General features: G+C 68.4%; 20 protein-coding genes and 1 pseudogene. 15 read left to right on the top strand and 6 right to left on the bottom strand.

Features of this window, described 5'->3' with window-relative positions:
- Position 1 precedes the first annotated feature (1 nt).
- The 8 genes and pseudogenes from CEK29_RS07430 to CEK29_RS07465 form a co-directional block, all read left to right on the top strand.
- On the top strand, positions 2-796 hold the full coding sequence (locus CEK29_RS07430; RefSeq protein WP_141218317.1) for a hypothetical protein: 795 nt from the start codon (positions 2-4) through the stop codon (positions 794-796).
- A gap of 137 nt (positions 797-933) precedes the next feature.
- Complete coding sequence (locus CEK29_RS07435) at positions 934-1803, top strand: hypothetical protein (RefSeq protein WP_217903863.1); 870 nt, start codon at positions 934-936, stop codon at positions 1801-1803.
- Positions 1800-2735 (top strand): Flp pilus assembly protein CpaB, encoded by a 936-nt coding sequence (gene cpaB / locus CEK29_RS07440; RefSeq protein WP_094857720.1) that lies wholly within the window; start codon positions 1800-1802, stop codon positions 2733-2735. Before CEK29_RS07435 ends, cpaB begins: the two co-directional genes overlap by 4 nt.
- A 166-nt stretch (positions 2736-2901) precedes the next feature.
- Positions 2902-4218 (top strand): type II and III secretion system protein family protein, encoded by a 1317-nt coding sequence (locus CEK29_RS07445; protein WP_094857721.1) that lies wholly within the window; start codon positions 2902-2904, stop codon positions 4216-4218.
- Positions 4215-6170, top strand: a complete 1956-nt coding sequence (locus CEK29_RS07450) for an ATPase, T2SS/T4P/T4SS family (protein ID WP_176456851.1) — start codon at positions 4215-4217, stop codon at positions 6168-6170. Before CEK29_RS07445 ends, CEK29_RS07450 begins: the two co-directional genes overlap by 4 nt.
- A 3-nt stretch (positions 6171-6173) precedes the next feature.
- Complete coding sequence (locus CEK29_RS07455) at positions 6174-7022, top strand: type II secretion system F family protein (protein WP_094800324.1); 849 nt, start codon at positions 6174-6176, stop codon at positions 7020-7022.
- Entirely contained in the window at positions 7019-7978 is a 960-nt protein-coding gene (locus CEK29_RS07460; RefSeq protein WP_255176094.1) for a type II secretion system F family protein, read from the top strand. The genes CEK29_RS07455 and CEK29_RS07460 overlap by 4 nt, the downstream gene beginning before the upstream one ends.
- A pseudogene (locus CEK29_RS07465) lies at positions 7975-8292 on the top strand (DUF192 domain-containing protein); the annotation flags it as partial. The gene CEK29_RS07460 and the pseudogene CEK29_RS07465, both read left to right, overlap by 4 nt.
- Before the next feature lie 6 nt (positions 8293-8298).
- Here the strand turns inward: CEK29_RS07465 and CEK29_RS24075 are convergent.
- Positions 8299-9102 (bottom strand): BPSS1780 family membrane protein, encoded by an 804-nt coding sequence (locus CEK29_RS24075; RefSeq protein WP_249279049.1) that lies wholly within the window; start codon positions 9100-9102, stop codon positions 8299-8301.
- Between the two features lie 65 nt (positions 9103-9167).
- On the bottom strand, positions 9168-10136 hold the full coding sequence (locus CEK29_RS07475; RefSeq protein ID WP_094857724.1) for a homoserine kinase: 969 nt from the start codon (positions 10134-10136) through the stop codon (positions 9168-9170).
- Between the two features lie 221 nt (positions 10137-10357).
- Here CEK29_RS07475 and dusA point away from each other — a divergent pair, with 221 nt between their 5' ends.
- Entirely contained in the window at positions 10358-11368 is a 1011-nt protein-coding gene (dusA, locus tag CEK29_RS07480) for a tRNA dihydrouridine(20/20a) synthase DusA (RefSeq protein WP_094857725.1), read from the top strand.
- Between the two features lie 84 nt (positions 11369-11452).
- On the opposite strand, the gene CEK29_RS07485 is transcribed toward dusA, so the two are convergent.
- Together CEK29_RS07485 and CEK29_RS07490 are read right to left on the bottom strand one after the other, a co-directional pair.
- Positions 11453-11911 (bottom strand): CBS domain-containing protein, encoded by a 459-nt coding sequence (locus tag CEK29_RS07485; RefSeq protein ID WP_094800316.1) that lies wholly within the window; start codon positions 11909-11911, stop codon positions 11453-11455.
- Between the two features lie 48 nt (positions 11912-11959).
- Complete coding sequence (locus CEK29_RS07490; protein ID WP_094800314.1) at positions 11960-13348, bottom strand: YihY family inner membrane protein; 1389 nt, start codon at positions 13346-13348, stop codon at positions 11960-11962.
- A gap of 17 nt (positions 13349-13365) precedes the next feature.
- Between CEK29_RS07490 and CEK29_RS07495 the strand changes: the two genes are divergently transcribed.
- The 3 genes from CEK29_RS07495 (at position 13366) to CEK29_RS07505 (ending at position 16120) form a co-directional block, all read left to right on the top strand.
- Positions 13366-13737, top strand: coding sequence for a DUF2069 domain-containing protein (locus CEK29_RS07495; protein ID WP_094800312.1), 372 nt, complete (start codon positions 13366-13368; stop codon positions 13735-13737).
- Positions 13734-15263, top strand: a complete 1530-nt coding sequence (locus CEK29_RS07500; RefSeq protein WP_094857726.1) for a protein adenylyltransferase SelO — start codon at positions 13734-13736, stop codon at positions 15261-15263. Before CEK29_RS07495 ends, CEK29_RS07500 begins: the two co-directional genes overlap by 4 nt.
- 128 nt (positions 15264-15391) lie before the next feature.
- Positions 15392-16120 (top strand): response regulator transcription factor, encoded by a 729-nt coding sequence (locus tag CEK29_RS07505; RefSeq protein ID WP_094800309.1) that lies wholly within the window; start codon positions 15392-15394, stop codon positions 16118-16120.
- A gap of 77 nt (positions 16121-16197) precedes the next feature.
- On the opposite strand, the gene CEK29_RS07510 is transcribed toward CEK29_RS07505, so the two are convergent.
- Positions 16198-18987 carry an EAL domain-containing protein gene (locus CEK29_RS07510; protein WP_094857727.1) on the bottom strand — a complete coding sequence of 930 codons (2790 nt, stop codon included), beginning with the start codon at positions 18985-18987 and terminating at the stop codon, positions 16198-16200.
- A gap of 242 nt (positions 18988-19229) precedes the next feature.
- On the opposite strand from CEK29_RS07510, the gene CEK29_RS07515 reads away from it, so the two are divergent.
- The 3 genes from CEK29_RS07515 (at position 19230) to CEK29_RS07525 (ending at position 22614) form a co-directional block, all read left to right on the top strand.
- Complete coding sequence (locus CEK29_RS07515) at positions 19230-20603, top strand: putative bifunctional diguanylate cyclase/phosphodiesterase (protein ID WP_176456852.1); 1374 nt, start codon at positions 19230-19232, stop codon at positions 20601-20603.
- A gap of 38 nt (positions 20604-20641) precedes the next feature.
- A complete protein-coding gene (gene aroC, locus CEK29_RS07520; RefSeq protein WP_094857728.1) occupies positions 20642-21700 on the top strand; it encodes a chorismate synthase in 1059 nt (352 codons plus the stop codon).
- A 74-nt stretch (positions 21701-21774) separates the two neighbouring features.
- A complete protein-coding gene (locus tag CEK29_RS07525) occupies positions 21775-22614 on the top strand; it encodes a M48 family metallopeptidase (RefSeq protein ID WP_094800769.1) in 840 nt (279 codons plus the stop codon).
- 54 nt (positions 22615-22668) lie between these two features.
- Here the strand turns inward: CEK29_RS07525 and CEK29_RS07530 are convergent, their stop codons facing one another.
- Positions 22669-24696 carry a bifunctional diguanylate cyclase/phosphodiesterase gene (locus CEK29_RS07530; RefSeq protein WP_094857729.1) on the bottom strand — a complete coding sequence of 676 codons (2028 nt, stop codon included), beginning with the start codon at positions 24694-24696 and terminating at the stop codon, positions 22669-22671.
- Between the last annotated feature and the right edge of the window lie 16 nt (positions 24697-24712).

Raw genomic sequence — 24712 nt, forward strand, 5'->3', positions numbered from 1 at the left:
GATGGCCTTGCGCATGATGCCGCCGGGCGGGCCTCATGGCGTTGTCTCTGCCCCCGCACGGGCGCCAGGATGGCACCATGGGCACGGTGCTCAGCGCGGCCAGGCGCTGACCGAGATGTTGCTCATTGGCGGGCTGTTGGTGCTGTGCTGGCATGCGTTCGAGTATCTGCACCACATGCGTGAGCGTGCCTTTCAGGCAAATCAGGCGGCACGGCTCGGCGCTTTCGCGTTGGCTGCCGGTGCACCCGCGACACATCTGTTCGCAAGAGGTGCGAAGTCGCCCGTGGCGATCGAGGCCATAGGCGCCGCATCGCCGGGCCCGAGCACGGCGGTGCCGCCGTCGGAACCGCGAGCTCACCGCATGCCTTCGTCATTCGTGCCCTCGGCGCGTGCCATCGCGGCCGATTGGCTCGCCGTGCCGCCAGGCATGATGGGTGCACGGGCGCGCCTGCCGTTGCCGGCCGTACCCGCGGCCGTGCGTGGCGGGCCGCATCGCACCGCGAGCCTGGCGGGCACCGGCAACGAAATCAGCTTTGCGAGCGCGCAGCCGCAGCGCCGTCTGCTTCTCGTTGCGCGCGCGGGGCATGCCCCGGGAATGCCACAAACGCAGCAGCGTCTGGGTCGCTCACGCAGCGCTTGGCGGGCGGCCGCCGATCGCAGCATCGCGCTGTCGCGTCAGGTGGCAGCGGTCGGGGAGCCCGTCGACAAACCCTGGCACGCGCGCAAGCTCAACACCGATTGGCTGGCGCCCTGGTCGGATCTGATCCGTGCGCCGGGCGACAGGGGGCAACCATGACCATCGCGCGCGGCCCGATAGCGAGGCATGCGGGGCGGCACGCCGGGAGCCCGGGCGCGCCGCGGCATCCCACCCTTATGCAAGGCGCGAGGCGGAATGCTGCACGCCGTCGCGCGGTCCTCATCGCCGTTGCGTGTGTGGGTGTCATCGGTGTGATGCTGGCGAGTGCCGCACGTGCGGGCGCGATGCCCGCGTTGCCGTCCCTGCCCGCGGCCACCGAGGTAGTGGTGCTGGGCGAAGGCGCACGCTTGTTCGGCGCAGCCGCCCGAATGGCGGTGTTTCGTTCGGCGCATGATGTCGCGGATCTGCTCGACTACGTCGCGACCCGCCATCCCGACTTCAACCAACTGCATATCGAGCCGCAGCGCATCACGTTGGCGGCCGTCGGTGGTGTCTGCTCCCGGAGCATCAGCGTGGCGCAGGTGGACGGCGGCGGCAGCGTCGGTTCGATCGCAAGCATCTGCCAGGCGTCCATGTCGGGTCCGGGCGAGGCAAGCGCGCGTCGGGCCCACACTCACCGCGATGTCGGCACGGCGGAGTTCGCTCTGCCGTCGTCCGAGCTGCTGCTGGACGTGTCGTTCACCGAGGATGAGCAGGAGGTGCAGCAGCAGGTCTGGGCTTCACCGCTCTCCGCGCAGCACCTCGATCAGGCCTTCCGCCGGCGTCTGGCCGCGCAGGGCTGGCAGGAGGAAGCGCCTGTCCAAGCTGCGCCGGTGCCCGGCGGTCCCACGAGCGAGGCACGGTCGGCACAGCATTGGCGGGCAGGCGAAACGCTCGCCTATGTCATCAACCCGACGGCCGCGGGCGGCGCAGGCGCCAGTGGTCTCTGGCTGCGCCGCACGCGGCCCGCCGGGTCGCAAGCCGGGAGCGGTCATTCGGCCATGCGGCAAGTACCGCCACGGATACCGGCACAGGTACCGGCACAGATACCGGCACAGATACCGGCACCAACATCGCCACAAGTACCTGCGCAAATACCGCCGCATCTGGCAGGAGCCACGCGATGAACCTGCGCGCTCGATTCCTGCGCTATGGCAGTGCCTACGGCGTCTGGCTGGTCACCGCCGCGGCCGGGCTGGCGGCGGCCTGGGCCGTGCAGGCTCATCTCGCGCGACGCGAAGACGAGCTCGCGCGGCAGAATCAAATTCAGATGGTCGGGCGCGTGGTCGCCGCTCGCGATCTTCCGGCGGGCACGCGCCTTTCGGCCGACATGCTCGCGCTACGCGATGTCGCGCTCGACTACACGCCCACAGGCGCGCTCGACGCGAGCGAGGCCGATCTTCTGTTGAACACCGAGCTGCGCTCCGCCGTGGCCGCGGGCGAGCTCGTTCTGCGCGGCATGACCGAGACACCGGCCGCGGATTCTCTGTCGTCTCAACTGGCGCCCGGGCGCCGCGCGCTCACTCTTGCCGTGCACGACTTTCACGCCTTGCCCCGGCCTTTGCGCGTCGGGGATCAGCTGGATCTCTTCGTCTCCATCATGCACGAGGCGCGCGCCTTCACGCTGCCATTGCTCAGTGCCGGCCGGGTCATGGCGGTTGCGGTCAATGATGCAGACGGCGCGCTGGAGGCACTCACGCTGGATGCCGCACCCGGCGAGGCCCTGCGCGTCATCGCGGCCAAGCAGGCCGGCGCGCTCACTGCCGTATTGCGGCTGCCCGAAGACCCCGTCGCGCAGTCCGATGGCCCGAGCGATCTTGGCGCCTTGCTCGGGCTCCCCGCCCGGGTGGAGCCGCCCGCGCCACCCGTGCCTGTGCTCTACGGCGACGCCGAGGCGCCCGGCATGGTGGGCGCGATGCCACCGAAGACCGGCGTCGCAGGCGCGCCCGCGATGGCCGAGGGCGATGGCGAGGTCGCGCCGCTGCTGCCGGCCTCGCGCGCATCCTCGTTCTCGTCCCTGCCCACGGGAGGACGCCGTCATGGCACCCCTGCGCCCTGATCACGCCGCTCGCCGGCGTGTCGTCCGGCACATGCCGCCGGGCACGTACACACGGCCCGCCTTGCGTGCCTGTCTCGCCGCTTTGTTGAGTTGCACGCTGGCTGGCGGCTCGCCAAGCCATGCCGCGGGCACGCCTGGCCGCGCAAAAGCCACCGCCACCGGCCCCATGCCGTCCCCTCTCGAACAGGACCCTTCTCATGCAGACCTGCAAAGAATCACACTCGACGTTGGACAGACCCATAGCCTCCCGGCGCCCGGGGTTGCGCGCGTGGCTGTGGGAAGCGGCCAGGTCGTCCAGGCCACGACGGTCGAGGGCAAGGAGGTGCTGCTCTTCGCTCGCGGCGAGGGCACGACGTCCGTTCAGATATGGCGCACCGGTAACCGGACGCAGGTTCACACGGTGCACGTAAGGCCAGCGGGGTTCGCGGGCATGGAGGCCGAGGTCTCTGCGCTGCTTCAGCGCATTCCCGGCGCGAGGGCCAACGTCGCCGGCGACAGCATCGTCATCGAAGGCAACGGGCTGTCCGACACGGACCGCACCCGGATCGCCGCGCTGGCTCAGCGCTATCCGCGCATCCTCGACTTCACGGGCCAGGTGGGCTGGGACAACATGGTGCTGCTCGACGTCCAGGTGGTCGAACTGCCCAGGTCGCGCCTGCGCGAGTTCGGCATGGCATGGGATGTCCAGTCGGCCAGCGCGCCGCGCACGGGGGCGCAATGGACCTATCCGGCCGCCGCCGCGGTCGGCGGAGCGCTCGCCGACCCCACCGGGTCATCAGCCGCCGCCTCGCCCCGCCACTGGCTGCTGCAGGCGGGCGTGGGCGCGCGCCTCGCCGCGCTGGCCGAACGAGGCGATGCGCTCATGTTGGCCCAGCCGCAGCTCATCGCGCGCAGCGGCAGCACCGCCAACTTTCTCGCGGGTGGCGAGGTTCCCTACACCTCCACGCAGGACGGCGGGCGTAGCGAAACCCAGTTCAAGCCCTACGGCGTCGGGCTCACCATCACGCCGCAGATCGATCCCGACGGCGGCATCCGTTGCCGCATCGAGGTGGAGGCCAGTGCCATCGACACGGCGCTGTCCTTGCCCGCCGGGCCGGCGCTGCGCACGCGTCGTGCGAGCACCGAGTTCAACGTCCCATCCGGGCGCACTCTCGTGATCGGCGGATTTCTCTCGCGCGAGACCTCGCGCCGGCGCCAAGGGCTGCCTTTGCTATCGGACATTCCGGTGCTGGGCGCGCTTTTTTCGATTCAGCGTGAAGAGCGGCGCGACACCGAGCTCGTGATCTTCGTCACGCCCACGGTCATGGGACCCGACCATCCGATGCAGGCCGGGCGCCTGCATCGCGCTCGGGGGCAGCTGCAAGCGGCCTTTCCCGAGCCCACACCGTTGGGGCTCGATGAGCCCGTGGCGGCACGTGGCCGCCAGGCTCGGCCCGGCTCCCAATGGGTGGCGAGTCCGGCAGCCCTCGGAGGGCGGCCATGAGCGCGCACGATCTCATCGAGCTGCAGCTGCATTTCGAGAGCGGCCAGATCGAGCGGCAGCGGGTTACCTTGCCCGTGTTGATCGGCAGGGGAGACGACTGCACCCTGCGCCTGACCGGATGGCGCGTGGGCAAGCATCATGCGCGCCTGTCGGCCCAGGGCGAAGAGATCTTCGTCGAAGACCTGGGTACGCTGCTCGGAACCACCGTCAATGGCTTGCGCGTCGCCACCTATGGCCCCCTGCACACCGATGACGCCATCGTCATCGGCGCCTGCCGCCTGCGAATCCTGATGCATGGGCGCAACGCCGGTCCGGCGCCGGCCCCCGCCGACCCGGGTGTGCCGCGCCAGAGCGGACCGTCCACACCGGATGAAGCGTCGTTCACCATGCCACCCGCGAGCGCGTCGGGTGCCGGCGCTGCCAGTGCCCCGCGGGTGGTCGAGCGCGGTGGGGAGCCGAGCCTGCCGTCGGGGGCGGAGCCGGGCGGGGCGCTGCATCCCGCTTGGCACACACAGGCGCTCGGGGGCCACGCGCCACCCCGGCTCGGCGAACCCGATCCCGCTCCGGGCCTGCCTCTTCGTCTCGAGGCGGCGCAGCGCGCGGGTCTTGACGCGGCGGGGCTGCGGTCAGATAGCGCGCGCGCGTCGGTTCACGGCACATCGATACCCTCGGCAGCACCGGCCGCCAAACACGATGACGCGGCGTTCAATGGCTCGCGCCAGCTGCGCCGCCGGTTGCATCTCGCCCTGCTGGAGCGATTGGATCTGCGCCGGCGCGACGTATCCGGCATGAGCGATGCGGCGCTGCGGCAACAGGCCGCTCAACTCCTGCGCGAATTGATCAGCGAAGCGCGTTCGGAGTTGGACGCGGACGTCGATCCCGCCGCGTTGGCCCAGGATGTGCTCGACGAGGCGCTCGGCCTCGGCCCGCTGGAAGCCTTGCTTGCGGATCCCGAGGTGACCGAGATCATGGTGAACCGGCACGACTGCATCTACATCGAGTCGCGCGGCCGACTGACGCGTCACGGCGTGGCGTTCAGCGGCGAAGCCGCGGTACGCGGCGTGCTCGAACGCATCGTGGCGCCCCTGGGCCGGCGGGTCGACGAATCCTCACCCATGGTCGACGCGCGCTTGCCCGATGGCTCGCGCGTCAATGCGGTCATCCCGCCCGTGGCGCTGGGCGGGGCCGTGATCACGATCCGAAAGTTCCCGCAGCGCCATTGGCAAATGGCCGACCTGCTGGCGGCGCAAGCCCTGAGCGAGTCCATGGCCGACTATCTGACGCATGCGGTCCATCGCCGCCGCAGCATCATCGTGTCGGGCGGCACGGGCGCGGGCAAGACCACCCTGCTCAACGTGCTCTCCGACGCCATCCCGGAGGGAGAGCGCGTCATTACGATCGAGGACGCCGCCGAGCTCCGCCTCGCGCATGCGCATCGCGTCGCGCTGGAAGCGCGTCCGAGCAATGCCGAGGGCAGGGGGCGCGTCGAGATCCGCGATCTGGTGCGCAACGCGCTGCGCATGCGCCCCGACCGTATCGTCGTGGGCGAATGCCGTGGCGCGGAAGCCTTCGACATGCTGACCGCGATGAACACCGGCCACGAAGGCTCGCTCACCACCTTGCACGCCAATTCGCCGCGTGATGCGCTGGGCCGACTGGAATCCATGGTCCTCATGGCCGGACTCGACCTGCCGCTATCGGTGGTCCGTGAGTACGTGGCATCGAGCATCGATCTGGTCGTGCAGCAGAGCCGCTTGTCCTCGGGCAGACGCGTCGTGACCCAGATCGTGGAGGTGACCGGCATGGAGAGCGGCTGTGTGCAAACCCAAACCCTCTTCGCGTTCGACGCGCGCCAGGGCTTCGTCGAGACCGATGCGCTGGCCATGACGCCCGCTGACTGGCGCGGCGCGCAGAGGCTGGCTGCGGCGTGCGCGCACGCGCGGGAGGCCTGATCCATGCTCGTCTGGCTCGCCGTCGCGGGTGCATTGCTGGCCGCTGCCGGCCTGGCGTGGCAGGCCAGCGTGTGGGTCGGCCCGGCCGCGCAGCGCTATCGCGACACCTACACCCGCACGGCCGAGACCGGGCTTTCCGAGGTGTTCCTGTTCATCGATCCCGCGCGCTTGTTCGGCGTGGGCGTCATGCTGGCGCTGCTGACCGGGCTCGCGCTGCTGGCGCTCACCCGCGAGCCGGTGCTCGCCTTGTTGGCCGCGGTGGCGGCGCAACGGGTGCCGCAGGGTCTGCTCAAACGGGCGCGCGAGCGCCGGCTGCAACGATTCGAACGCCAGCTTCCCGGTGCGCTGCTGTCGTTGGCGGGCGCGCTGCGGGCGGGCGCGAGCCTTAACCACGCGCTGCGGCATCTCGTGGAGCTGAGCGAGCCGCCGCTGGCACAGGAGTTCGGGCTGATGCTGCGCGAGCAGCGTGTCGGCGTGCCATTCGACCAGGCCCTGGACCGCATGCGTCATCGCATTCCGACGGAGTCGACCGTGCTGGTTACGGCAGCGCTGCGCGTCGCCGCGGCCAGCGGCGGCAATCTGGCCGAGACGCTCGACAACATCGCCCACACCCTGCGCGCGAGATTGCAACTGCAGGGCAAGCTACGCGCGCTGACGGCGCAGGGTCGCATGCAGGCGGCGCTGCTGGCCGGCATGCCGCTGCTGGTGGGCTTCGCGCTTTATCAGCTCCAGCCTGAAGAGATCGCACCGCTATGGCAGACGCCGGTGGGATGGTTGGTGCTGGGTGTGCTCCTCATCCTCGAGACGGTGGGCGTGGTGATGATCCGCCGCATTCTGCGAATTCCCACATGATGGGCTCGCCGTCAGCCGTGATGGCGAGCCTCCTGGCCGCTGCGGGTGCCGCGTTGTTGGCGGCCGCGCTCGGGCGTGTGTGGCGGGCGTGGCCCGCACCGCGCAAGCCGGCACCGGCCGAGTTGCCGCGTTGGTGCCGCCTGTCGTGGCGCTTCTGGTCGCGCGTGGCTGACCTGTGCGAACGCCGGCTGACCTGGCAGGCGCGTCACCGGCTGCGGGGCGCGATGCTGCGCGCCGGTGTCTCGTCCGACGTGTCCGAGGCGTTGCTGGTGGCTTTCATGGTGGCGGCGGCCGCGGGCACTTTTGGGGCGATGCTGGCGGTGCAGGGGCTGTTCAGCGCCCTGATGACGCCGGTCGCGCCGCTTACGCCGATCGTCCAGTCTGCCGCGGCACCGGACGTCGGCGCGGCAGGCTTGCCGCGCGCCTTGCTGATCGGACTGGTGGCAGGTGTCGTCGCGGGCGTGCTGCCGTTGCTGTGGTTGTGGCGGCGAGGCGCACACCTGCGGCGGCGTGCCGATCACGACCTGCCGTTTCTGCTCGACCTGATGGTGCTGTGTGTAGAGGCGGGGCTGAGCCTGAACGGCGCGTTGCGTCTGATGTATGACCATGCGCCCAAGGGCGTTCTGCGTAATGGCCTGTCGGCGGCCCTGGCCGATATGCGCACGGGCGTGTCGCGCCAGCAGGCATTGGAGAGTATGGCCACGCATCTGGCGGCGCCCGGTGTGCGCGCCTGGGTGGGGGCCCTGGTGCAGGCCGAACGCCTGGGTGCGAGTGTGGGGCCCGTGCTGCGCGGCCTGTCCGCGCAGCAGCGGGCGGATAGTTTTCAGCGGGCCGAAGAGGCGGCCATGCAGGCGCCCGTCAAGATGCTGTTGCCGCTGATGGCGTGCATCTTTCCCTGCACGTTCATCGTGCTGGCGTTTCCGATCGTGCGGCAGCTATTGCCGCTACTGCAATGAAGGGCGCGGAGCCCGCTCGGCTGGCGGGCGCGGAGGGCGCTCGGTCAGCCGGCGCAGCGCCCTTTCGGTTAGCCGGCGCAGCGCCCGCTCGGTTTGCCGAAGCCGCGCGGCTGCGCTTGTGGCGGGCCCACACGCCGTGGCGGCGGCTTTGCGGGCTGCTGTGCCGCCGGCGGCCGCCGGGGCCGCGTGTCGGCGTATGGATCGCGCCCTGCCGCATGATCCACACCTTCGGCATGGCCTATGCCATCGATGTGGCTTTCGTGGGCCGCGACGGGCGCGTGATCCGGGTGGTGCGCCGGCTGCGGCCCTGGCGCGCCGCCTTATGCGTGCGCGCTGTGGCCGTGGTCGAGACCCGTGTGGGGATTCTCGATGCCGAACACGGAGGTGTAGGCAGGGTAGAAGCTGCAATACAGGATGCCGCCCGCCGCGATATTGAAGGGCACCTGCAGCGTGCTGGCCAGCGTGGGTGATGCGCCCATCGCCACGAGAATGCCGGCGCACAGGTCGATGAACAGGAAAATCAGCACCCACACCGCGCCGTAGACCATGAAGGGCCACTTGTTGCGCCAGCAGGCAATGCCCGAGAAAAACAGCGATTGGCGCAGACGCAGGCCGTGCCAGGCGACCAGCACCGGCGCATGCCAGAAGAGCGCCGCGATGATCACGTAAAGCACCGTGAAGATCAGCAGCGGCACGCGCATCGCGATGATGAACGGTGTCAGGTCGTTTTCGATGGAGGCGGCGCGCATGCCTTCGGTGAGCGCGCCCATGAACGGCAGAAACGAGACCATGCCGGCAAGCAGGGCCACGACGGCATAGAGCAGGCCCATCACCAGAAGCTTGCGGAAGACGCCCGGCTTCTGCAGCGCCTTGGGCCACATCGACGGCAGCATGACGCGGTCGGCGTCGATGTGCTTGCATGCGGCCAGCGTCATGACGGTGATGGCGGGCATCAGGGCCACGAACAGAAGGGGGCCGACGGGCGGCGTCACCATGGCGAACACCACCAGCAGGCTCACGAACATGGCCCAGATGAAAATGGCGAGGGGTTGTTTCGCGAACAGCTTCATGCCGTCGCGGACCCATTGCCAACCATAGGATGCGGGGAGGGATGCGGCTTGCATAGGTCTCGTCAGAAAATGCTAGGGACGGAACGCTTGTTCAACATTCATTATGGCGTGCTGAGCTTTCAGGGCAAGACGGGAAGCGTGGCACGGTGGCGCGCCTGCAACACTCGCTCGAAATGCCGGGGATCGTGCGGCTTGAGCGTCTGCGCCGGGCGCGGCAGGAAGAAGTCGTAAAGGCGCGAGAGCCAGAACCGCAGCGCCGCGCCGCGCAGCATGGTCGGCCAGGCCGCGCGCTCCTCGTCGGTGAACGGGCGGACGGCGGCATAGGCGGCCAGCCAGGTGTCCACCAATTCGGGGACAAACTCGCCCGTCTCGCGCACGATGCACCAGTCGTTCACGCTGACGGCCACGTCGAACAGCCAGGTGTCACAGCCGGCAAAATAGAAATCGATGAACCCGCCCATGAGCGGATCGTCGAAGGTACCGGCAAACAGCACGTTGTCGCGGAAGAGGTCGCAATGCGCCGGGCCGCTCGGCAGGCGCTGCCAGGCCGCGCTGGCGGCCGCGGCCTGTTGGTCGCGCAGCTCGTCCTGCAGCAGCGCACTCTGTTCGGGCGTGAGAAACGGCAAAACCTTGGGTGCGGTCTGTTCCCACCAGGGCAGGCCGCGCAGGTTCGGCTGGGTCAGCGGGTAATCGCGGCCGGCCAAGTGCGTGCGCGCCAGCGTGGCGCCCGCCAGGGCGCAGTGGCGCGGGCCCGGGGCCGGCTCGTAGCCGCCCGGCAGCCGCGACACGATCGCGGTCGGCTTGCCGTGCAGCGTCGTGAGGCGGGTGCCGTCCTTCAGGGTCTGGGGCTGGGGCACCGGAATGCCGCGGCTCGCCAGGTGGTGCATCAGCTCGATGTAAAACGGCAATTGCTCCTGCGTCAGCACCTCGAACAGCGTCAGCACATACTCACCGCTGCTGGTGTGCAGAAAGTAGTTCGTGTTTTCGATACCGGCGGTGATACCCCGCAACGAGACCAGGTCTCCCAGGTCATAAAGTGCCAGCAGCGCACGTGCGTCTTGCTCGGTTACGGGGGTGAAAACGGCCATTGATCGTAGACAGGGCTGAAGTTGACGTGCAGGCGAGCCTGGCGGATGCAGGGGAGGGCGCGCCACGCGCAGCCCTGCAGCGCCGCAATTTTAGACCACCGCGCGGCCCGCCACGCCGTGCCCCGGATAGACGGTCGCGCGTCTGGCCGGCAACAGCCATTCCCGGCGGGCGTCATGCCCCGGTAAAATAGCGCAAGTCCTTGTTTTTTCATGAGCGATTCTTGACCTCTCCCGACTGGCGGCTGTGCGTCGCCCCGATGATCGACGTCACCGACCGGCATTGCCGCTATTTCCACCGGCTGCTGGCGCCGCGCGCGCGTCTCTACACCGAAATGATCACCACCGGTGCGCTGCTGCACGGCAATGTCGAGCGCCACCTGGATTTCGATACCACCGAGCATCCGGTCGCTTTGCAGTTGGGGGGCAGCGAGCCCGATGCGCTGGCCCAGGCTGCGCGCATGGGGGAGCAATGGGGCTACGACGAGATCAACCTCAATTGCGGCTGTCCCTCCGAGCGGGTGCAGCGGGGCGCGTTCGGGGCCTGCCTGATGGCCGAGCCGACGCTGGTGGCCGATTGCATGAAGGCCATGCAGGATGCGGTGAGCGTGCCGGTCACGGTCAAGCACCGGCTGGGCCTCGACTACGACGAGTCGTATGACTTCGTGCGCGACTTCGTGGGCAAGATCTACGACACCGGCTGTCGCGTGTTCGTGGTGCACGCGCGCAATGCGGTCCTCAAGGGCCTGTCGCCCAAAGACAATCGCGAGATTCCGCCGCTGCGCTACCACGTGGTCACGCAGCTCAAACGGGATTTTCCCGACTGCACCATCGTGCTCAATGGCGGGCTGGCCGATGCCGAGCTGTCGGTACGCGCCGCCGGGGAGTTCGACGGCGTCATGCTCGGCCGTGCCGCCTGGCATAACCCGCGCGTGCTGTCGGAGGTGTCGCTGCAGCTCTGGCCGTCGGTCAGGTTGCCGTCCGATGCGCAGGTCGTCGATGCCATGACGGCCTATGCCGCCGACCAGGTGGCGCGCGGCGTGCCGTTGCGCATGATCACGCGCCCGATGCTGGGTTTGGTCAACAGCCAGTCGGGGGCGCGCCGCTGGCGCCGCCTGCTGTCCGATCCGCACCGTCTGTCGGCCAATGATCCCGCCCTGATCTACGAAGCCTGGCGCAGTCTGCGCAGTGGCATGCGTGAGCCGTTCGAGGCGGATCCGCTGGCCGCCGCCTGACGGCCGCGCTGGCGCAGGGTCGCGCAGAGCACCCATGCAAAAGGGGCGTCCATGGACGCCCCTTCGCTTTTGCGCCAGGCCCGTTCAGGGTTTGTCGCCGGTGCTCTCGAGCGGCCAGTCACGGATGTAGGCCTTGAGCATGTTGTTTTCGAATTGCTGGGCGGCCACGATGGCCTGGGCCATGTCGTAGAAAGAAATCACGCCCATCAGCGTGGGGCCGTCCATCACGGGGATGTAGCGTGCGTGCTTTTCGAGCATCAGGCGCTGGACTTCGTCGGCGCTGGTGTTGGGCGACACGCTCACGGGCGCGTCGTCCATGATGGCGCGGATGGTGGTTTCGCCGAGCTGGCCGTTGCCGGCATGCACACATCGGATGATCTCGCGGAACGTAAGCATGCCGGTGAGCATGCCGGATTCCATGATGACGAGCGAGCCGATGTCTTGCTCGCTCATGGTGCGCACCGCCACCGACACCGGGGTGTCGGGCGATGCGGTGTACAAGGTGTCGCCCTTGACGCGCAGAATTTCGCTGACTTTCAACATGGTGATTCTCCTGGGGCGCGAGGCCCGCGAACTTGCCTGTCTCGGTGGTCAGCCTTCGTGCGCCTTGCCGGGGAGCCGTCGTGCGGACTCGGTTGGCGGGAGGTCCACGGCGCCGGGTGCGGGCGTGGAGGAGGCGGACGGCGGAGGCGCTTGCACCGAGTCTACGCCGGTATTGTGCGACAGCTGAACGAGATCTGCCAGCGTGGGAATGTTGTCGCGCTGCAGCAAACGCGCGGCGATGAGCTCGATGCGCGGGTCTTCGCGCACCCGGCGGCGCGTGCGATCCAGCAGGAAGCGGTCGGCCACGCCGTCCAGCGGCGTGTCCCGCGGGTCGCAGGCGAGCACCCAGCGCTGGTCGGCCGTGCGGGCCACCAGGCCCATATCGCTCAAGGCCTCGAGCACATCGTTGAGTTCGTCATGGTGCAGGCACAGCTGGCGCGAAAGATGATTCGAGCTGCGCCCGGCAGGCCCCATGCCCTGGGCGCGCACCAGCGCCTCGAGCACCCCCAGCGCGTCCACGAAGGTCGCGCCGGCTTCGCGGTTGATCTCCCATCGGCCCAGCCGGATCATCGGCGCGCTGGCGGCCACGGTCGCCCCGAACAGAATCGACAGCCACGACAGATAGATCCACAGCAGGAACACCGGCAGGGTCGCGAAGGCCCCGTAGATCACCGTGTACGCGGGAAAGCGCGTCAGGTAATACGCAAACGCCGACTTCATGATCTCGAGCAGGATGGCCGCGCCGAAGCCGCCCGTCAGGGCGTCCTTCCAGTAGACATGGCGATTGGGCACCACGACGAAGAGCGCGGCGAAGGCGAGGCCCGTGAGTATCAGCGGAATGAACGAGACGGCCAGACTCACGAACTCGGGCACGTCGCTGACCAGGCCGAGCGACTCGCGCGCCACGAACGAGGTGGCCCAGAGGCTGGCGCCCGCCACCAGCGGGCCCAGCGTGATGACGGCCCAATAGATCAGGGCGCGCTGCGACAGAGGCCGCTGGCGCGTGACATGCCAGATATCGTTCAGGGTCTTGTCGATCGTCATGATCAACAGCAGCGAGGTCACGATCAGGAAGGCCCCGCCTATCGTCGTGAGGCGCGTGGCCTGCAGGGCGAACTGGTTGAGGTAGTCCATGATGTTGTCCGACACCGACGGCGGCATCAGGCTGGTCGCGAGGAAGTCCTCGAGGGCGACCCGGAACTCCTGGAACACCGGGAACGCGGTGAACAGCGACAACACCACGGCCAGCATCGGGACGATGGCCAGGACAGTCGTGAAGGTGAGGCTCGAGGCGACCTGCAGCAGCCGTTCTTCGTCGGCGCGGTCGGCGGCAAAGCGGACGACCTTGGCCAGGCGGGCGGGCCAGGGGGCGCGAAGTGCAGGGTCGCCTAAGGGCGGAACCGCCCCTTGCTTATTGGACTCTTGGGGGTGCTCCATCGGGTGATAATAGCAGCATGACCGTCGAACTCAATCCGCAGTTGCGTCGCCTCGCCACCGTCTCTTTGCTGGCGTTGATCGTCCTCAGCGTGGCGTGGGAGCTCTGGCTGGCGCCGCTGCGTCCGGGCGGATCCTGGCTCGTGCTCAAGGCCTTGCCGCTCGCCTTCGCGCTGCGCGGGGTGAGCCGCGGCAATCTCTATACCTATCAGTGGTCCAGCATGCTGGTACTGGTGTACCTGATGGAGGGTGTCGTGCGCGCCATGTCCGATCCCGGGCAGGCATCCGCCTTGCTGGGTCTGGTCGAGGCCATCCTGGCCGCGGTGTTCTTTCTGAGCGCCATCTTTTTTGTCCGGCCGGCCAAGCGCGCGGCCCGGGAGCGCCGAGCATGAACATCCCCGCCCATCATCCTTCCGACACCGCCGATCAGGCGCAGCCCCCCGTCCAGGGCGGGTTGCGGCTCGATCAGTTGGTCACCGACAACAGCTTCGCGGCGTTGCCCGACGCGTTCTACACGCGCTTGCAGACGCGGCCGCCGTCGGCGCCGCGCCTCCTGCACGCCAATACCGAAGCCGCTGCGCTGATTGGTCTCGATCCGGCCGAGCTGCACACCCAGGGTTTTCTGGATGTGGCCTCGGGCCACGCGCCGCTGCCCGGTGGCGACACCCTGGCGGCGGTCTATAGCGGCCACCAGTTCGGCGTGTGGGCCGGCCAGTTGGGCGACGGCCGCGCGCACCTGCTGGGCGAAGTCCGCGGACCGCACGGCAACTGGGAGCTCCAGCTCAAGGGCGCGGGCATGACGCCGTATTCGCGCATGGGCGACGGCCGCGCGGTGCTGCGCTCGTCGGTGCGCGAATACCTCGCCAGCGAGGCGATGCACGGTCTCGGCATCCCGACCACGCGCGCGCTGGCCATCACCGTGTCCGACGACGCGGTGGTGCGCGAAACCATCGAAACGGCGGCGGTGGTGACCCGGATGGCGCCCAGCTTCGTGCGATTCGGATCATTCGAGCATTGGTCTTCGCGCCGCCAGCCCGAGCTGCTGCGCACGCTGGCCGACTACGTGATCGACCGCTTCTATCCTGCCTGCCGCGAGGCCCCGGGCGAGCACGGCCCGTTGCTGGCCTTTCTCGAAGCCGTCACGCACCGCACCGCCGAACTCATGGCGGGCTGGCAGGCCGTGGGGTTCTGCCATGGCGTGATGAACACCGACAACATGTCGATCTTGGGGCTCACGCTGGATTACGGCCCGTACGGATTCATGGACGGCTTCGCGCTCAACCACATCTGCAATCACACGGATGCGCAGGGCCGCTATTCCTGGAACCGCCAGCCGTCGGTCGGACTCTGGAATCTCTATCGCCTGGCCGGCAGCCTGCATACGCTGGTGCCCGACGTCGACGCGCTGCGCGCCGTTCTGGATGGTTATGAAGCAGTGTTCACGCAGGCCTTCCACGGCCGCATGGGCGCCAAGCTCGGTCTGACCCAATGGCAGGCCGACGACGAGGTGCTGCTGGATGATCTTCTCAAATTGATGGATAGTCAGCGCGCCGACTTCACCCTGAGCTTTCGCCGCCTGAGCGACGCGGTGCGCGGAGAGCCGCAGGGCTTCGCCGACCTCTTCATCGACCGGGACGCGGCCCACGCGTGGCTGGCGCGCCTCACGGCCCGGCACGCCCAGGATGGCATGGCGGCCGAAGCCCGTGCCCAGGCCATGGACCGCGTCAATCCGCTCTATGTCTTGCGCAATCACCTGGCCGAGCAGGCCATCCGGGCGGCTGCGCAAGGGGATGCCAGCGAGATCGACCGGCTCTTTGACGTGTTGCGGGCCCCCTTCGAAGCGCGGCCCGGATGCGAAGGCTATGCCGGTTTACCGCCCGATTGGGCCGCCGGCATCGAGGTCAGTTGCTCTTCTTGAGGGTTGCTAGCCACGGCATTGGCTTGCAATCCGCTCAAATCCTTGCATCGCGGGTAAAATTTGTCACATCATCAACGGCCTGTGTTGTGATGTTGCACAGACAGGCCACATCGAAGTAGGGGAAGGCCATGCTGGCTGCCGACGGATTGTTGCGTATTGGTCTGCTCGAGGACGACGAAGACTTTCGCGAAGAGTTGGCCCTGGGGCTGGGTGGCTATGGGTTCAACGTGGTGTTCGATTGCGCCGACGCCGCCTCGTTTTACCGCAATCTCCAGTCGCAGCCCTGCGACATCGTCATTCTCGATGCCAACGTGCCGGGCGAAGACGGCTTCTCCGTCGCCACGCGCCTGCGCGCGCTCAGCCCCATGGGCATCGTGATGCTGACCGGCCGCGGCGCGCTCGAAGACCGCGTCCGCGGGCTCGAGGGCGGCGCCGACGTCTACCTGACCAAGCCGGTCGACCTGCTCGAACTCAGCTCCGTGATCCGCAGCCTGGCGCGCCGCATGCGCCTCGCGCGTGGCGGGGCCGCCACAACGGGTCAGACCATGGTCGAAGCGGGCCGCCCGTCGGCGCAATGGTCTTTGCAGGAAGGCGGTTGGGTGCTGGTCGGCCCGGAGGGCGTTTCGCTGCACCTCAACGCCCAGGAACGCATCTTTCTCATGACGCTGCTCGACAGCGCGGGCAAGGCCGTGACCCGCCAGGTATTGGCCGAGATCATCCAGCCCGATAACCCCGATGATTTCGAACCGCGCCGCGTCGACGTGATGGTGAGCCGCCTACGTGCCAAGGCGCAATCGGCCGGCTTCAAACTGCCGGTGTTGTCGGTGCGCGGCCAGGGTTACGTCTTCGCGGCGTAAGCCCACGGGCCCGCGGCCAAAAAAAGGCGGCGCTGCGGCGCCGCCTTTTTCTTTGCGCTATCGGACCGGGCCCGCGCTCAACTGCCGCGCCCTTGCGGTGTCGGCAGGGCGATGACGAACCGCGCGCCCTGGCCCGGTTGGGTCTGGACGGTGAGCGAGCCGCCCTGGTTGCTGCACAGCTGGCGCGCCAGATGCAGGCCCAGGCCGGTGCCCGGGGTTTCGCGATGCGCGGCCCGGCGGAAGTGCGGTTCGAAGATGCGTTCGGCCTCGGATTCTTCGATGCCGGGGCCCTGGTCCGTGACGGCGAGCCAGGCGAGCGCGCCGTGAGCGCCGCTGGACAGACCCGCATCGATCAGAATGGGCTTGTCCGCCGGCGAATACTTGATCGCGTTCTGGATCAGGTTGCGCAGCACCAGGCCCGTGAGCAGGGGGTCGCACAGCACCGGCACCTGTGCTTCCGTGTTGACCACCAGCAGATGGGCCGTGTCCGGCTGAATGCTGGCCGCGGTATCGCGCACGATGTCGCCCAGATCGCAGCTCTCGGGGCGCGGCGTGAGCGCCTGGTCGTGCTGGCGTTGCGGGCTGAGCACCTGGTCGAGCATGTCGATCATGCGCGTGACGTTGCGCCGGATGCGGGCGAGCCGGGTGTCGACGTCCTGGCCGCTGCCGGCCAGGATGGTTTCGAGCGACTGCGCCGCGGCGCTGATCGTGGCCGCCGGCGTGCGGAGCTCGTGCGACAGCAGCGAGTGCATCTGGCGCTGTGCCTGCAACGCACCGGCCAGCTCGGACAGACGTTGATCGGCTTGTTCCTGACGCTTGCGCAGCACGCCGCTCGCCGGCACGGGCCAGGCGGGGCTGGGGTTCGCGACGGCCGCGGCAGGGGCGGCGCCGGCTTGCGCGATCGCGGCCTCGGCCGCCGGTGCGTCGGCGTTGTGAACCACAGGCTCGTCGGTGGGGGGCTCGGTGAGGTCCAGCACACCAGCATCGAGCGTGTCGGGCTCGGCTTCGAGCACGACAAAACCCAGCGAACTCAGCAGCTCGCGGATGGCCTGATCGGGCGCGTGCTGCGCATAGGCGGGAACGCCCAGCGTGCGCGCCGTCTGCGCGACCGTGGCGGCGAGGTGGCGGTTGCCGGGACTGCCCGCCAGGCTGTGCACGAAGCCGCCGCCGATCTTCAGGTAGGCCAGCGGCAACTGATGCAGACGCTCGAGCGCGGCGAACTGCTCCGACAGTCGGCGTACGCTGACGCGCGCGCCGGCCGCCGTGGCGATGTCGCACAGCGCCTGCACGCCCTCGAAATAATCGACCAGTCCATGGGCGTCGATCTCGAGCACCAACCTGCGCGCCAGCGGCGGACGGTCTTCGAGGAGGCGGCGCAGGCGCTGACGGAACGAAGGTTGTTCCAGCGACGCGGGGGCGAGCTGCACGGCCAGGTCGCCGGTCGTGCCCACTTGCTGGTCGAGCGCCAGGCGCACGGCCTGGATGTCGCAGTCGGCGGCCAGACCCAGCCGGCTGGCGGGCGGCATGAACTGCGACGCATGGATGGGTTCGGGCGTGCCGGGATCGCGCAGCCAGAGCGTCGCCTTGTGATGCAGCACGGTGCCCGCGGCATCCCGCCGCGCTTCGCGCCGCAGGAAAAACCGGTGTTCTTCGAGTGCCCGCACCAGGATGTCCTGCCAGCTGTACTCGCCGTCGACCCGGGTCTCGTTGCGGTCATCGGCGTGCTGCAGGTCATCGCTGTTGGAGATCTCGGCGCGCATCAGCGCGTGGTCGAGACGGGCCAGCACCGTGCCGACCTGCTCGTGGGAACGATAGGCCGTGAGGGCGAGTGCCCAGCGGCACCATTGGCCATTCTTGAGCGGCAGACGGCGCAGGCGCAGCTCGCGCCGCATATGCTCGGCCAGCTCGTTGGCCGTACGCGTGCTGCTCGCCGGGAGCAGGGCGGCGAAGTCCGATCCATTGATCCGGGCGAGCAGGGTGCCGACGCCGCCGTGGCTCGTGAGTGTCTGGCTCAGATGCGTGGCGGTGAGGCGCAGCCATTGATCGGTCGCCTCGTGGTGCATGTGGCGATTGATCTCCGCCATGTCGCGTTGACGGAAGATGAGCAGGTGGCCCGCGGGCTCGCCCTGACCCGGCGCGCGCAGCGCATTGCGGAAGGCATCGAAGAACACCCGACGATTCATCAATCGCGTGACGGGGTCGTGGCGCGCCTCGCTTTCGAGCGCGGCGATGCGTTCGTCGCGCTCGCCGAGCTGGCGGCGCTGGCGCTCCAGCCCTTCGTCGATCGCGGCGTAGACCGGGGCGAGCAGCGTGCGCTCGCTCGCACTGCCATCCGGAAGCTGGCCGGGCTCGCCGGCACGCGCATGATCCGCGAGCCTGACCAGCGGACCCGTCTGCCAACGGCCCAGCGCGGCGCGCAGATTGCGCAGCATCCAGGCCGCGGCCCCGAGGCACAGCAAGAGCAGCAGGCCGGCGCTCAGCCACAGGGAAGCGGGGAGCGCGACGGGAAGCCCGCCGACGGCGATCTCGCCTCGCTCCGTGCCGTCGGTGGCGCGATACGGTTGGCGCGTCAGGGTGTGCGCCGCCGATGCGGGCGCGGACGGCAGCGTCAGCGGTTCACCCGCGAGCGGATGGACGGTGACCACCAAGCCGGCGGGCGGCGCCGGCAGCCGGTCGCGCAAAGCTTGGGGTGCGCCGTTGGCGTCCGCGAGCACGGCGGCATACGCCCGGGCGGTGAGCTGGGCGGTCTCTTGCTGATGAGTCTGTGCGATACGCCAACTGGTCCAGGCCTGTAGTGCCTGCGCGCCGAGCAGGAGAACGATCGACGGCGTGAGAACGGCCCATACGAAACGATGTGGCAAGGTCATGGATGGGCGGCGTGGGCGAAAAGTGCAATTCGAATATTTCGAGTGTAGTGATTTTTTTCAATATAAGAATCAAAACATTGCTGACCGCCCATCACGGATTCTCGCTTTCCCGAATTTCCGCCCAAATCTATCGAATCCACCGCCAAATATCGCGTTGAATTCGTATCAAATCATGCATAATCCCGCTGATACCCGTGACGGTGGTTGGCACCGGACGCTGTACTCGCTGACAAGGGGGCTCCGTGGGATTGGATGACCTGGTGGGTCAGAGTCTGCTACCGGGATTGGCGCTGGCCGCCACATTGGTTTTCTTTATATATAGAGAGTATCGGTTGCGTCGCCGTCTGGCGCGCGACTCGCTCACGGGTGCACTCACGCCCGATTCACTGCGCCTCAAGGTCGAGCGCAGCATGCGGCGCACCGGCGCCGTGGCCACCCAGGATACCGCGCTGCTGGTCAAGCTGATCCAGCATCCCTCCCTGTCTGCCATGTTGAATATGGCCGACAACAAGACCCTGCTCGCCATGGTCGCGCAGCGCCTGCATGAGCTGTCCGACGATTTTCTGGTCGCGCGTTATTCCACCGATTCGTTCATGGTCTGGGCGCCCGATGTCGAAGGCTGGCACATCGCCGAGCTCGCCCCACATATTCTCGAGCAGCTCTCGTGGCCCTACGAGCTGCGAGGCCAGCCGCTGATCGTGGGGTTCCGCCTGTCGGCCGCGATGTATCCGGCGCACGGCGCGGATTTCGACGAACTCGAGCGCAGCCTGCACATCGCCATGCTGCAGCTCGACGACGGCGGCCCCGCCTGGAATATCTTCGAGCCCGACATGCTCGAGCGCCAGCGACATTTCCAGGGGCTGGAGCACGACCTGCGCGTGGCGCTCGCTTCGTCGTCGATGGATCAGTTCGAGGTGCATTACCAGCCCGTCTGCGACACGGATTCCGGCGTGATCCAGGGATGCGAGGCGCTGCTGCGCTGGCATCACCCGGTGCACGGCGATGTGTCGCCGCTGGTGGTCATCGAGCTGGCCGAGCGCACCGGTCTGATCGTGGGGCTGGGCGCCTGGGTGCTCGAGACGGCCTGCGCGCGCGCGGTCACCTGGCCCGCGTCGTGGAGCCTGCATGTAAACGTGTCGGTGCGGCAGATGTACGCCGACGAGCTGCCGCTGCAGGTGGCGCACGTGCTGGCCAACAGCCGTCTGGCGCCGCACCGTCTGGTGCTCGAAATCACCGAGTCGGTGTTCATTCTGCAGTACGAGCGCCATGTGGCCACGCTCAATTCCCTGCGCGCACGCGGCGTGCAGGTGGCGCTCGATGATTTCGGCGCGGGCTATTCCAGCCTCACTCACCTGCGCCGCCTGCCGATCGATTGGGTCAAGCTCGATCGCGGTTTCGTGGCGGAAATCGAATCCGATGTGGTGAGCCAGGAGCTTGTGTCGGCGCTCATGGGCATGTGCCGCGCGCTGGGCCTGATGGTGGTGGCCGAGGGCGTGGAAACCGAGGCGCAGCGCGACATTCTGAGCCGCATGGGCTGCCGTTACATGCAGGGATTTCTGCTGGGCCGGCCGGTCCCGGCGCATCAGATACGGGTTTTGGCGGCGTCGGTGTCATAATCTGGGCTGGCCTCAACCCCGCTTTCCAGAAAAAACCCATGTCCGGCAATACCTTAGGCACCCTCTTTACCGTTACCAATTTCGGCGAGTCGCACGGACCCGCGATTGGCTGTGTGATCGACGGTTGCCCACCCGGACTGCCCCTCGAGGCCACCGACATTCAGCGCGAGCTGGACCGCCGGCGTCCGGGCACCTCGCGCCACGTCACCCAGCGCCAGGAGGCCGATCAGGTCGAGATCCTGTCCGGCGTGTACGAAGGCGTCACGACCGGCACGCCCATCGGCCTGCTCATTCGCAATACCGACGCGCGCAGCAAGGACTACTCCAACATCGCCGACACCTTCCGGCCGGGTCACGCCGATTACACCTACTGGAGCAAGTTCGGTGTGCGTGATCCGCGCGGTGGCGGCCGCTCGTCGGCCCGTCTCACGGCCCCCACGGTGGCGGCCGGCGCGGTCGCCAAGAAGTGGCTGGCCGCCGAGTTCGGCGTGCGTGTGCGCGGCTACATGAGCCAGCTCGGCCCGATCGAGATTCCGTTTCAGTCGTGGGACGAAGTGCCCAACAATCCGTTCTATGCGCCGAATGCCGAGGTGGTGCCGGCGCTCGAAGACTATATGGATCAGTTGCGCCGCGACGGCGACTCGATCGGCGCCCGCATCGAAGTGGTGGCCGAAGGGCTGCCGGCAGGGTGGGGCGAGCCGATCTACGATCGCCTCGATGCCGATATCGCGCATGCAATGATGGGTCTGAACGCCGTCAAGGGCGTCTCGATCGGCGCCGGTTTCGCGAGCATCACGCAGCGGGGTTCGGAGCACGGTGACGAGATCACGCCCGACGGCTTCCTGTCGAATCATGCGGGCGGCGTACTCGGCGGCATCTCGACCGGCCAGCCCATCACGGTGTCGCTCGCCATCAAGCCCACGTCCAGCATTCGTGTCGAACGCCGCTCGGTCAACCGTGCGGGCGAACCGACCGTCGTGCAAACGCTCGGCCGGCACGATCCCTGCGTCGGTATTCGTGCCACCCCGATCGCCGAAGCGTTGCTGGCCCTGGTGCTGATCGACCACGCGCTGCTGCATCGCGGCCAATGCGGTTGAGCTGACCGCAGCGCGCGCAGCAGGCCGGCCGAGATTCTTTATTCAAGACCGAACCGGAGGACGCCATGTCGTCGATGAACCTCACTCAGCAATGGCTGCGCCGCGCGGCGCTGGCCTCGGCCGCCACGGTACTCGCCGTGCTCACCGGTTGCGCCAGCGTCAATACCACGCAGTCGGGGGCGGTCGGCGTCGACCGCAAGCAGTACATGTCGAGCCTGGTGCCCGAGCAGCAGCTCAACCAGGAAGCGTCTCAGCAGTACAACGACATTCTCCAGCAGGCGCGCGCCAAGAATCTGCTCGACCGCGATGCCGCGCAGGTCAGCCGCGTGCGCGCGATCTCGCAGCGGCTCATCGGCCAGGTGGGAGCGTTCCGTCCGGAGGCCACGAGCTGGCCCTGGGAGGTGCATGTGCTGAGCGTCGACGAGATCAATGCCTGGTGCATGCCGGGCGGCAAGATCGCCGTCTACACCGGCCTGCTGAGCAAGATCAAACCCACCGATGACGAGCTGGCGGCGATTCTGGGCCACGAGATCGCGCACGCGCTGCGCGAGCATGCGCGTGAGCGAGTGTCCCAGCAAATGGCCACCAACATCGGTCTGCAGGTGCTTTCGATCGCGACCGGCTCCTCGGCGGCGTCCGATCTGGGCGGTCAACTGACCGACGTGATGTTCACGCTGCCCAATAGCCGAACGCACGAAACCGAAGCCGACCGCATGGGCGTGGAGCTCGCCGCGCGCGCCGGCTTCGATCCGCGCGCGGCCGTCACGTTGTGGCAGAAGATGGGCGCGGCGTCGGGCGGCAGCTCGCAGCCCGAATTCCTGTCGACGCACCCGTCGGCGTCCACGCGCATCAACGAGCTGCAGACGACCTCGCAGCAGGTGATGCCGCTCTACGAACAGGCCAAGGGCAAGTAAGCCCGGCGCGGGCAGGCGGCACGTCGCCGCCGCGCCCGCCCGCCTTTCGGCGTATCAGGCCGGCGCCGTCACGCCCGGGCCGCGCATCACATTGATCCCCAGATCCAGCAGCACCCGGCGCGTCTGCGCGTCGGGAACGTCCTCGGCGTAGACCTCGATGCCCAGCCCGCGCGCCGTCTCGAGCACCGAGGCGGTGAGCTGCTGGCTGCCCGGGCTTTGCGTCATTCCGCCCACGAACCCCCCGCCCAGCTTCACATAAGCGAGCGGCACGGTGTGCAGCTGCGCCACCGCGGCGAACTGCTGCGCCAAGCGTCGCAGGCCGACCCGGGCACCCGCTTCGGTTACCGTTGCGGCGAACGCCTGCACCGCTTCGGGCGCCTCGACCAGACCATGCGCATCCACTTCGATGCACAGCCGCGCGGCCAGCGCGGGCTGCGCGTGCAGGATTTCGGCCAGGCGCGGCAGGAAGTGCAGGGTACGCAGCGACGGCAACGCGACGCGCACGGCGAGGTCGCCGCGATGCGCCTGGAGCCAGGCCAGCCCGAGCTCGAGCGCCTGCAGGTCGCAGTCGGCGACCAGACCCAGACGCACCGCCGGCGGGATGAACAGCGTGGCATGCAGCGGCGGACGGCCGGCCTCGTCGAGCAGGGTCAGCGTCGCCTCGGCCCGCACCGGTTCGCCCTGCGCCGTCCGCAGCATGTCGGTGGCCAGCCCGAACCGACGCTCGGCCAGCGCGGCCGACAGGGTGCTCTGCCAGGCCAGCTTGCCCGCTTCGGACGGCCCTTGCGCGTCGCTGTCGCCCACGACCACCACATGATCGTCGCCGGCGCTTTCGGCGCGCATGAGGCCGAAATCGAGGCGGCCCAACACGGCGCTCGCGCCGGTGCCCGGCGCGTAATCGGCCAGGGCCAGCGCCCAGCGGCACAGATGGCCTTCACCCACCGGGATGCGCGAGGCGTGCAGGTCGCTGCGCAGCTGTTCGGCGATCGACAGCGCCCGCGGCGCGGCACAGCCGGCCAGGAGCACGGCGAAATCCGAGCCGTTCAGCCGGCCCACCAGCGACGGCGCGGCATGCAGTTGTTCCAGTGATGCCAGGATGCGGTTGCTCACACCGCCCAGCCACTGATCGATGAACTCGCGGGGCAGGTGGCGATTGAGGTCGGACAGGTCGCGCTGACGGAAGATGAAGATATGGCCGCCGGACGCCGTTGCGCCGGAAGCCGCTGCGTCGAATGCCGCTGCGCCGGGTGTCGCTGCGCCGGGTGTCGCCGTGCCGAGCGCCGTCGAGTCACCGCGCCCGCTTTGCTCGAGAATGCGGCGCAGTTCGTTGAGGAAGTAGCGGCGGTTGGGCAGGCCGGTGACGGGATCCAGATTGACCTCGAGCTCGAGCGACTCGATCTTGGCGTTCTGCTCTTCCACGCTGGCCTGGATGCGCTCGCGCGTCTGGTTGAGCGCTTCGACCACGCCCGAGAGCTCGGGCACGCGCACCTGCATGGGCGTGGCGGCCGCGCCCTGGCCGATGCGGCGCACCTGGTCGCTGATCTCGCGCAGCAGCCGATTCTGAATCCAGCGCACGAGCCAGAAGGCGAAGAGCGCCCACAGCGCGCCGGCGCCCGCGACGAGCGCGATCATGCGCAGGCTGCCGTGCCATAGGGATTGCCATGCGTAGGCGTCGTTGGCGAGCAGCGTCACGGTGCCGATCTGCTTCCAGCCGTCGCTCACCGCGTGGGTGGCGGGTTCGGATTGCAGCGGCGCCAGCGACTTGAACCAGCCCGGCACGCCGTCCGCCGCGGCGGGCGCCTGCCGTTCGACGATCGTCTTGCCGTCCGGGTCCGCCAGCCGCACCTGCGAGAAATGGCCGCCGTCGAACAGCGCGGACACCAGCAGCTCCTGCACGACAGGATCGTTGTTGGCAGGCTGTGACAACGACAACGCCAGGGACACGGCCGCGTCGGTGCTCTGCACCTGGAGTTGACCGGAGAGATACTGCCGCGCCGCGTTGATGTTGAGCGCGAGCGCGCCGAGCAGGATCACCGCGATGGCGAGGGTCACGCTCAGCAGTAATTGTCGGAGTATGGACATGGTTGAATTTTCCTGA

It is taken from the genome of Bordetella genomosp. 5 (genome assembly GCF_002261475.1).
Lineage (GTDB): Bacteria > Pseudomonadota > Gammaproteobacteria > Burkholderiales > Burkholderiaceae_B > Bordetella.

Excerpts from the sequence above, each read along its gene's own strand:
- CEK29_RS07500 (WP_094857726.1), top strand. The coding sequence starts at position 13,734 with ATGAACATCCCCGCCCATCATCCTTCCGACACCGCCGATCAGGCGCAG.
- CEK29_RS07460 (WP_255176094.1), top strand. The coding sequence starts at position 7,019 with ATGATGGGCTCGCCGTCAGCCGTGATGGCGAGCCTCCTGGCCGCTGCG.
- aroC (WP_094857728.1), top strand. The coding sequence starts at position 20,642 with ATGTCCGGCAATACCTTAGGCACCCTCTTTACCGTTACCAATTTCGGC.
- CEK29_RS07525 (WP_094800769.1), top strand. The coding sequence starts at position 21,775 with ATGAACCTCACTCAGCAATGGCTGCGCCGCGCGGCGCTGGCCTCGGCC.
- CEK29_RS07450 (WP_176456851.1), top strand. The coding sequence starts at position 4,215 with ATGAGCGCGCACGATCTCATCGAGCTGCAGCTGCATTTCGAGAGCGGC.
- CEK29_RS07445 (WP_094857721.1), top strand. The coding sequence starts at position 2,902 with ATGCCGTCCCCTCTCGAACAGGACCCTTCTCATGCAGACCTGCAAAGA.
- CEK29_RS07530 (WP_094857729.1), bottom strand. The coding sequence starts at position 24,696 with ATGTCCATACTCCGACAATTACTGCTGAGCGTGACCCTCGCCATCGCG.
- CEK29_RS07455 (WP_094800324.1), top strand. The coding sequence starts at position 6,174 with ATGCTCGTCTGGCTCGCCGTCGCGGGTGCATTGCTGGCCGCTGCCGGC.
- CEK29_RS07495 (WP_094800312.1), top strand. The coding sequence starts at position 13,366 with ATGACCGTCGAACTCAATCCGCAGTTGCGTCGCCTCGCCACCGTCTCT.
- CEK29_RS07475 (WP_094857724.1), bottom strand. The coding sequence starts at position 10,136 with ATGGCCGTTTTCACCCCCGTAACCGAGCAAGACGCACGTGCGCTGCTG.
- CEK29_RS07510 (WP_094857727.1), bottom strand. The coding sequence starts at position 18,987 with ATGACCTTGCCACATCGTTTCGTATGGGCCGTTCTCACGCCGTCGATC.
- CEK29_RS07505 (WP_094800309.1), top strand. The coding sequence starts at position 15,392 with ATGCTGGCTGCCGACGGATTGTTGCGTATTGGTCTGCTCGAGGACGAC.
- CEK29_RS07490 (WP_094800314.1), bottom strand. The coding sequence starts at position 13,348 with ATGGAGCACCCCCAAGAGTCCAATAAGCAAGGGGCGGTTCCGCCCTTA.
- cpaB (WP_094857720.1), top strand. The coding sequence starts at position 1,800 with ATGAACCTGCGCGCTCGATTCCTGCGCTATGGCAGTGCCTACGGCGTC.
- CEK29_RS07485 (WP_094800316.1), bottom strand. The coding sequence starts at position 11,911 with ATGTTGAAAGTCAGCGAAATTCTGCGCGTCAAGGGCGACACCTTGTAC.
- CEK29_RS07430 (WP_141218317.1), top strand. The coding sequence starts at position 2 with ATGGCCTTGCGCATGATGCCGCCGGGCGGGCCTCATGGCGTTGTCTCT.
- CEK29_RS24075 (WP_249279049.1), bottom strand. The coding sequence starts at position 9,102 with ATGCAAGCCGCATCCCTCCCCGCATCCTATGGTTGGCAATGGGTCCGC.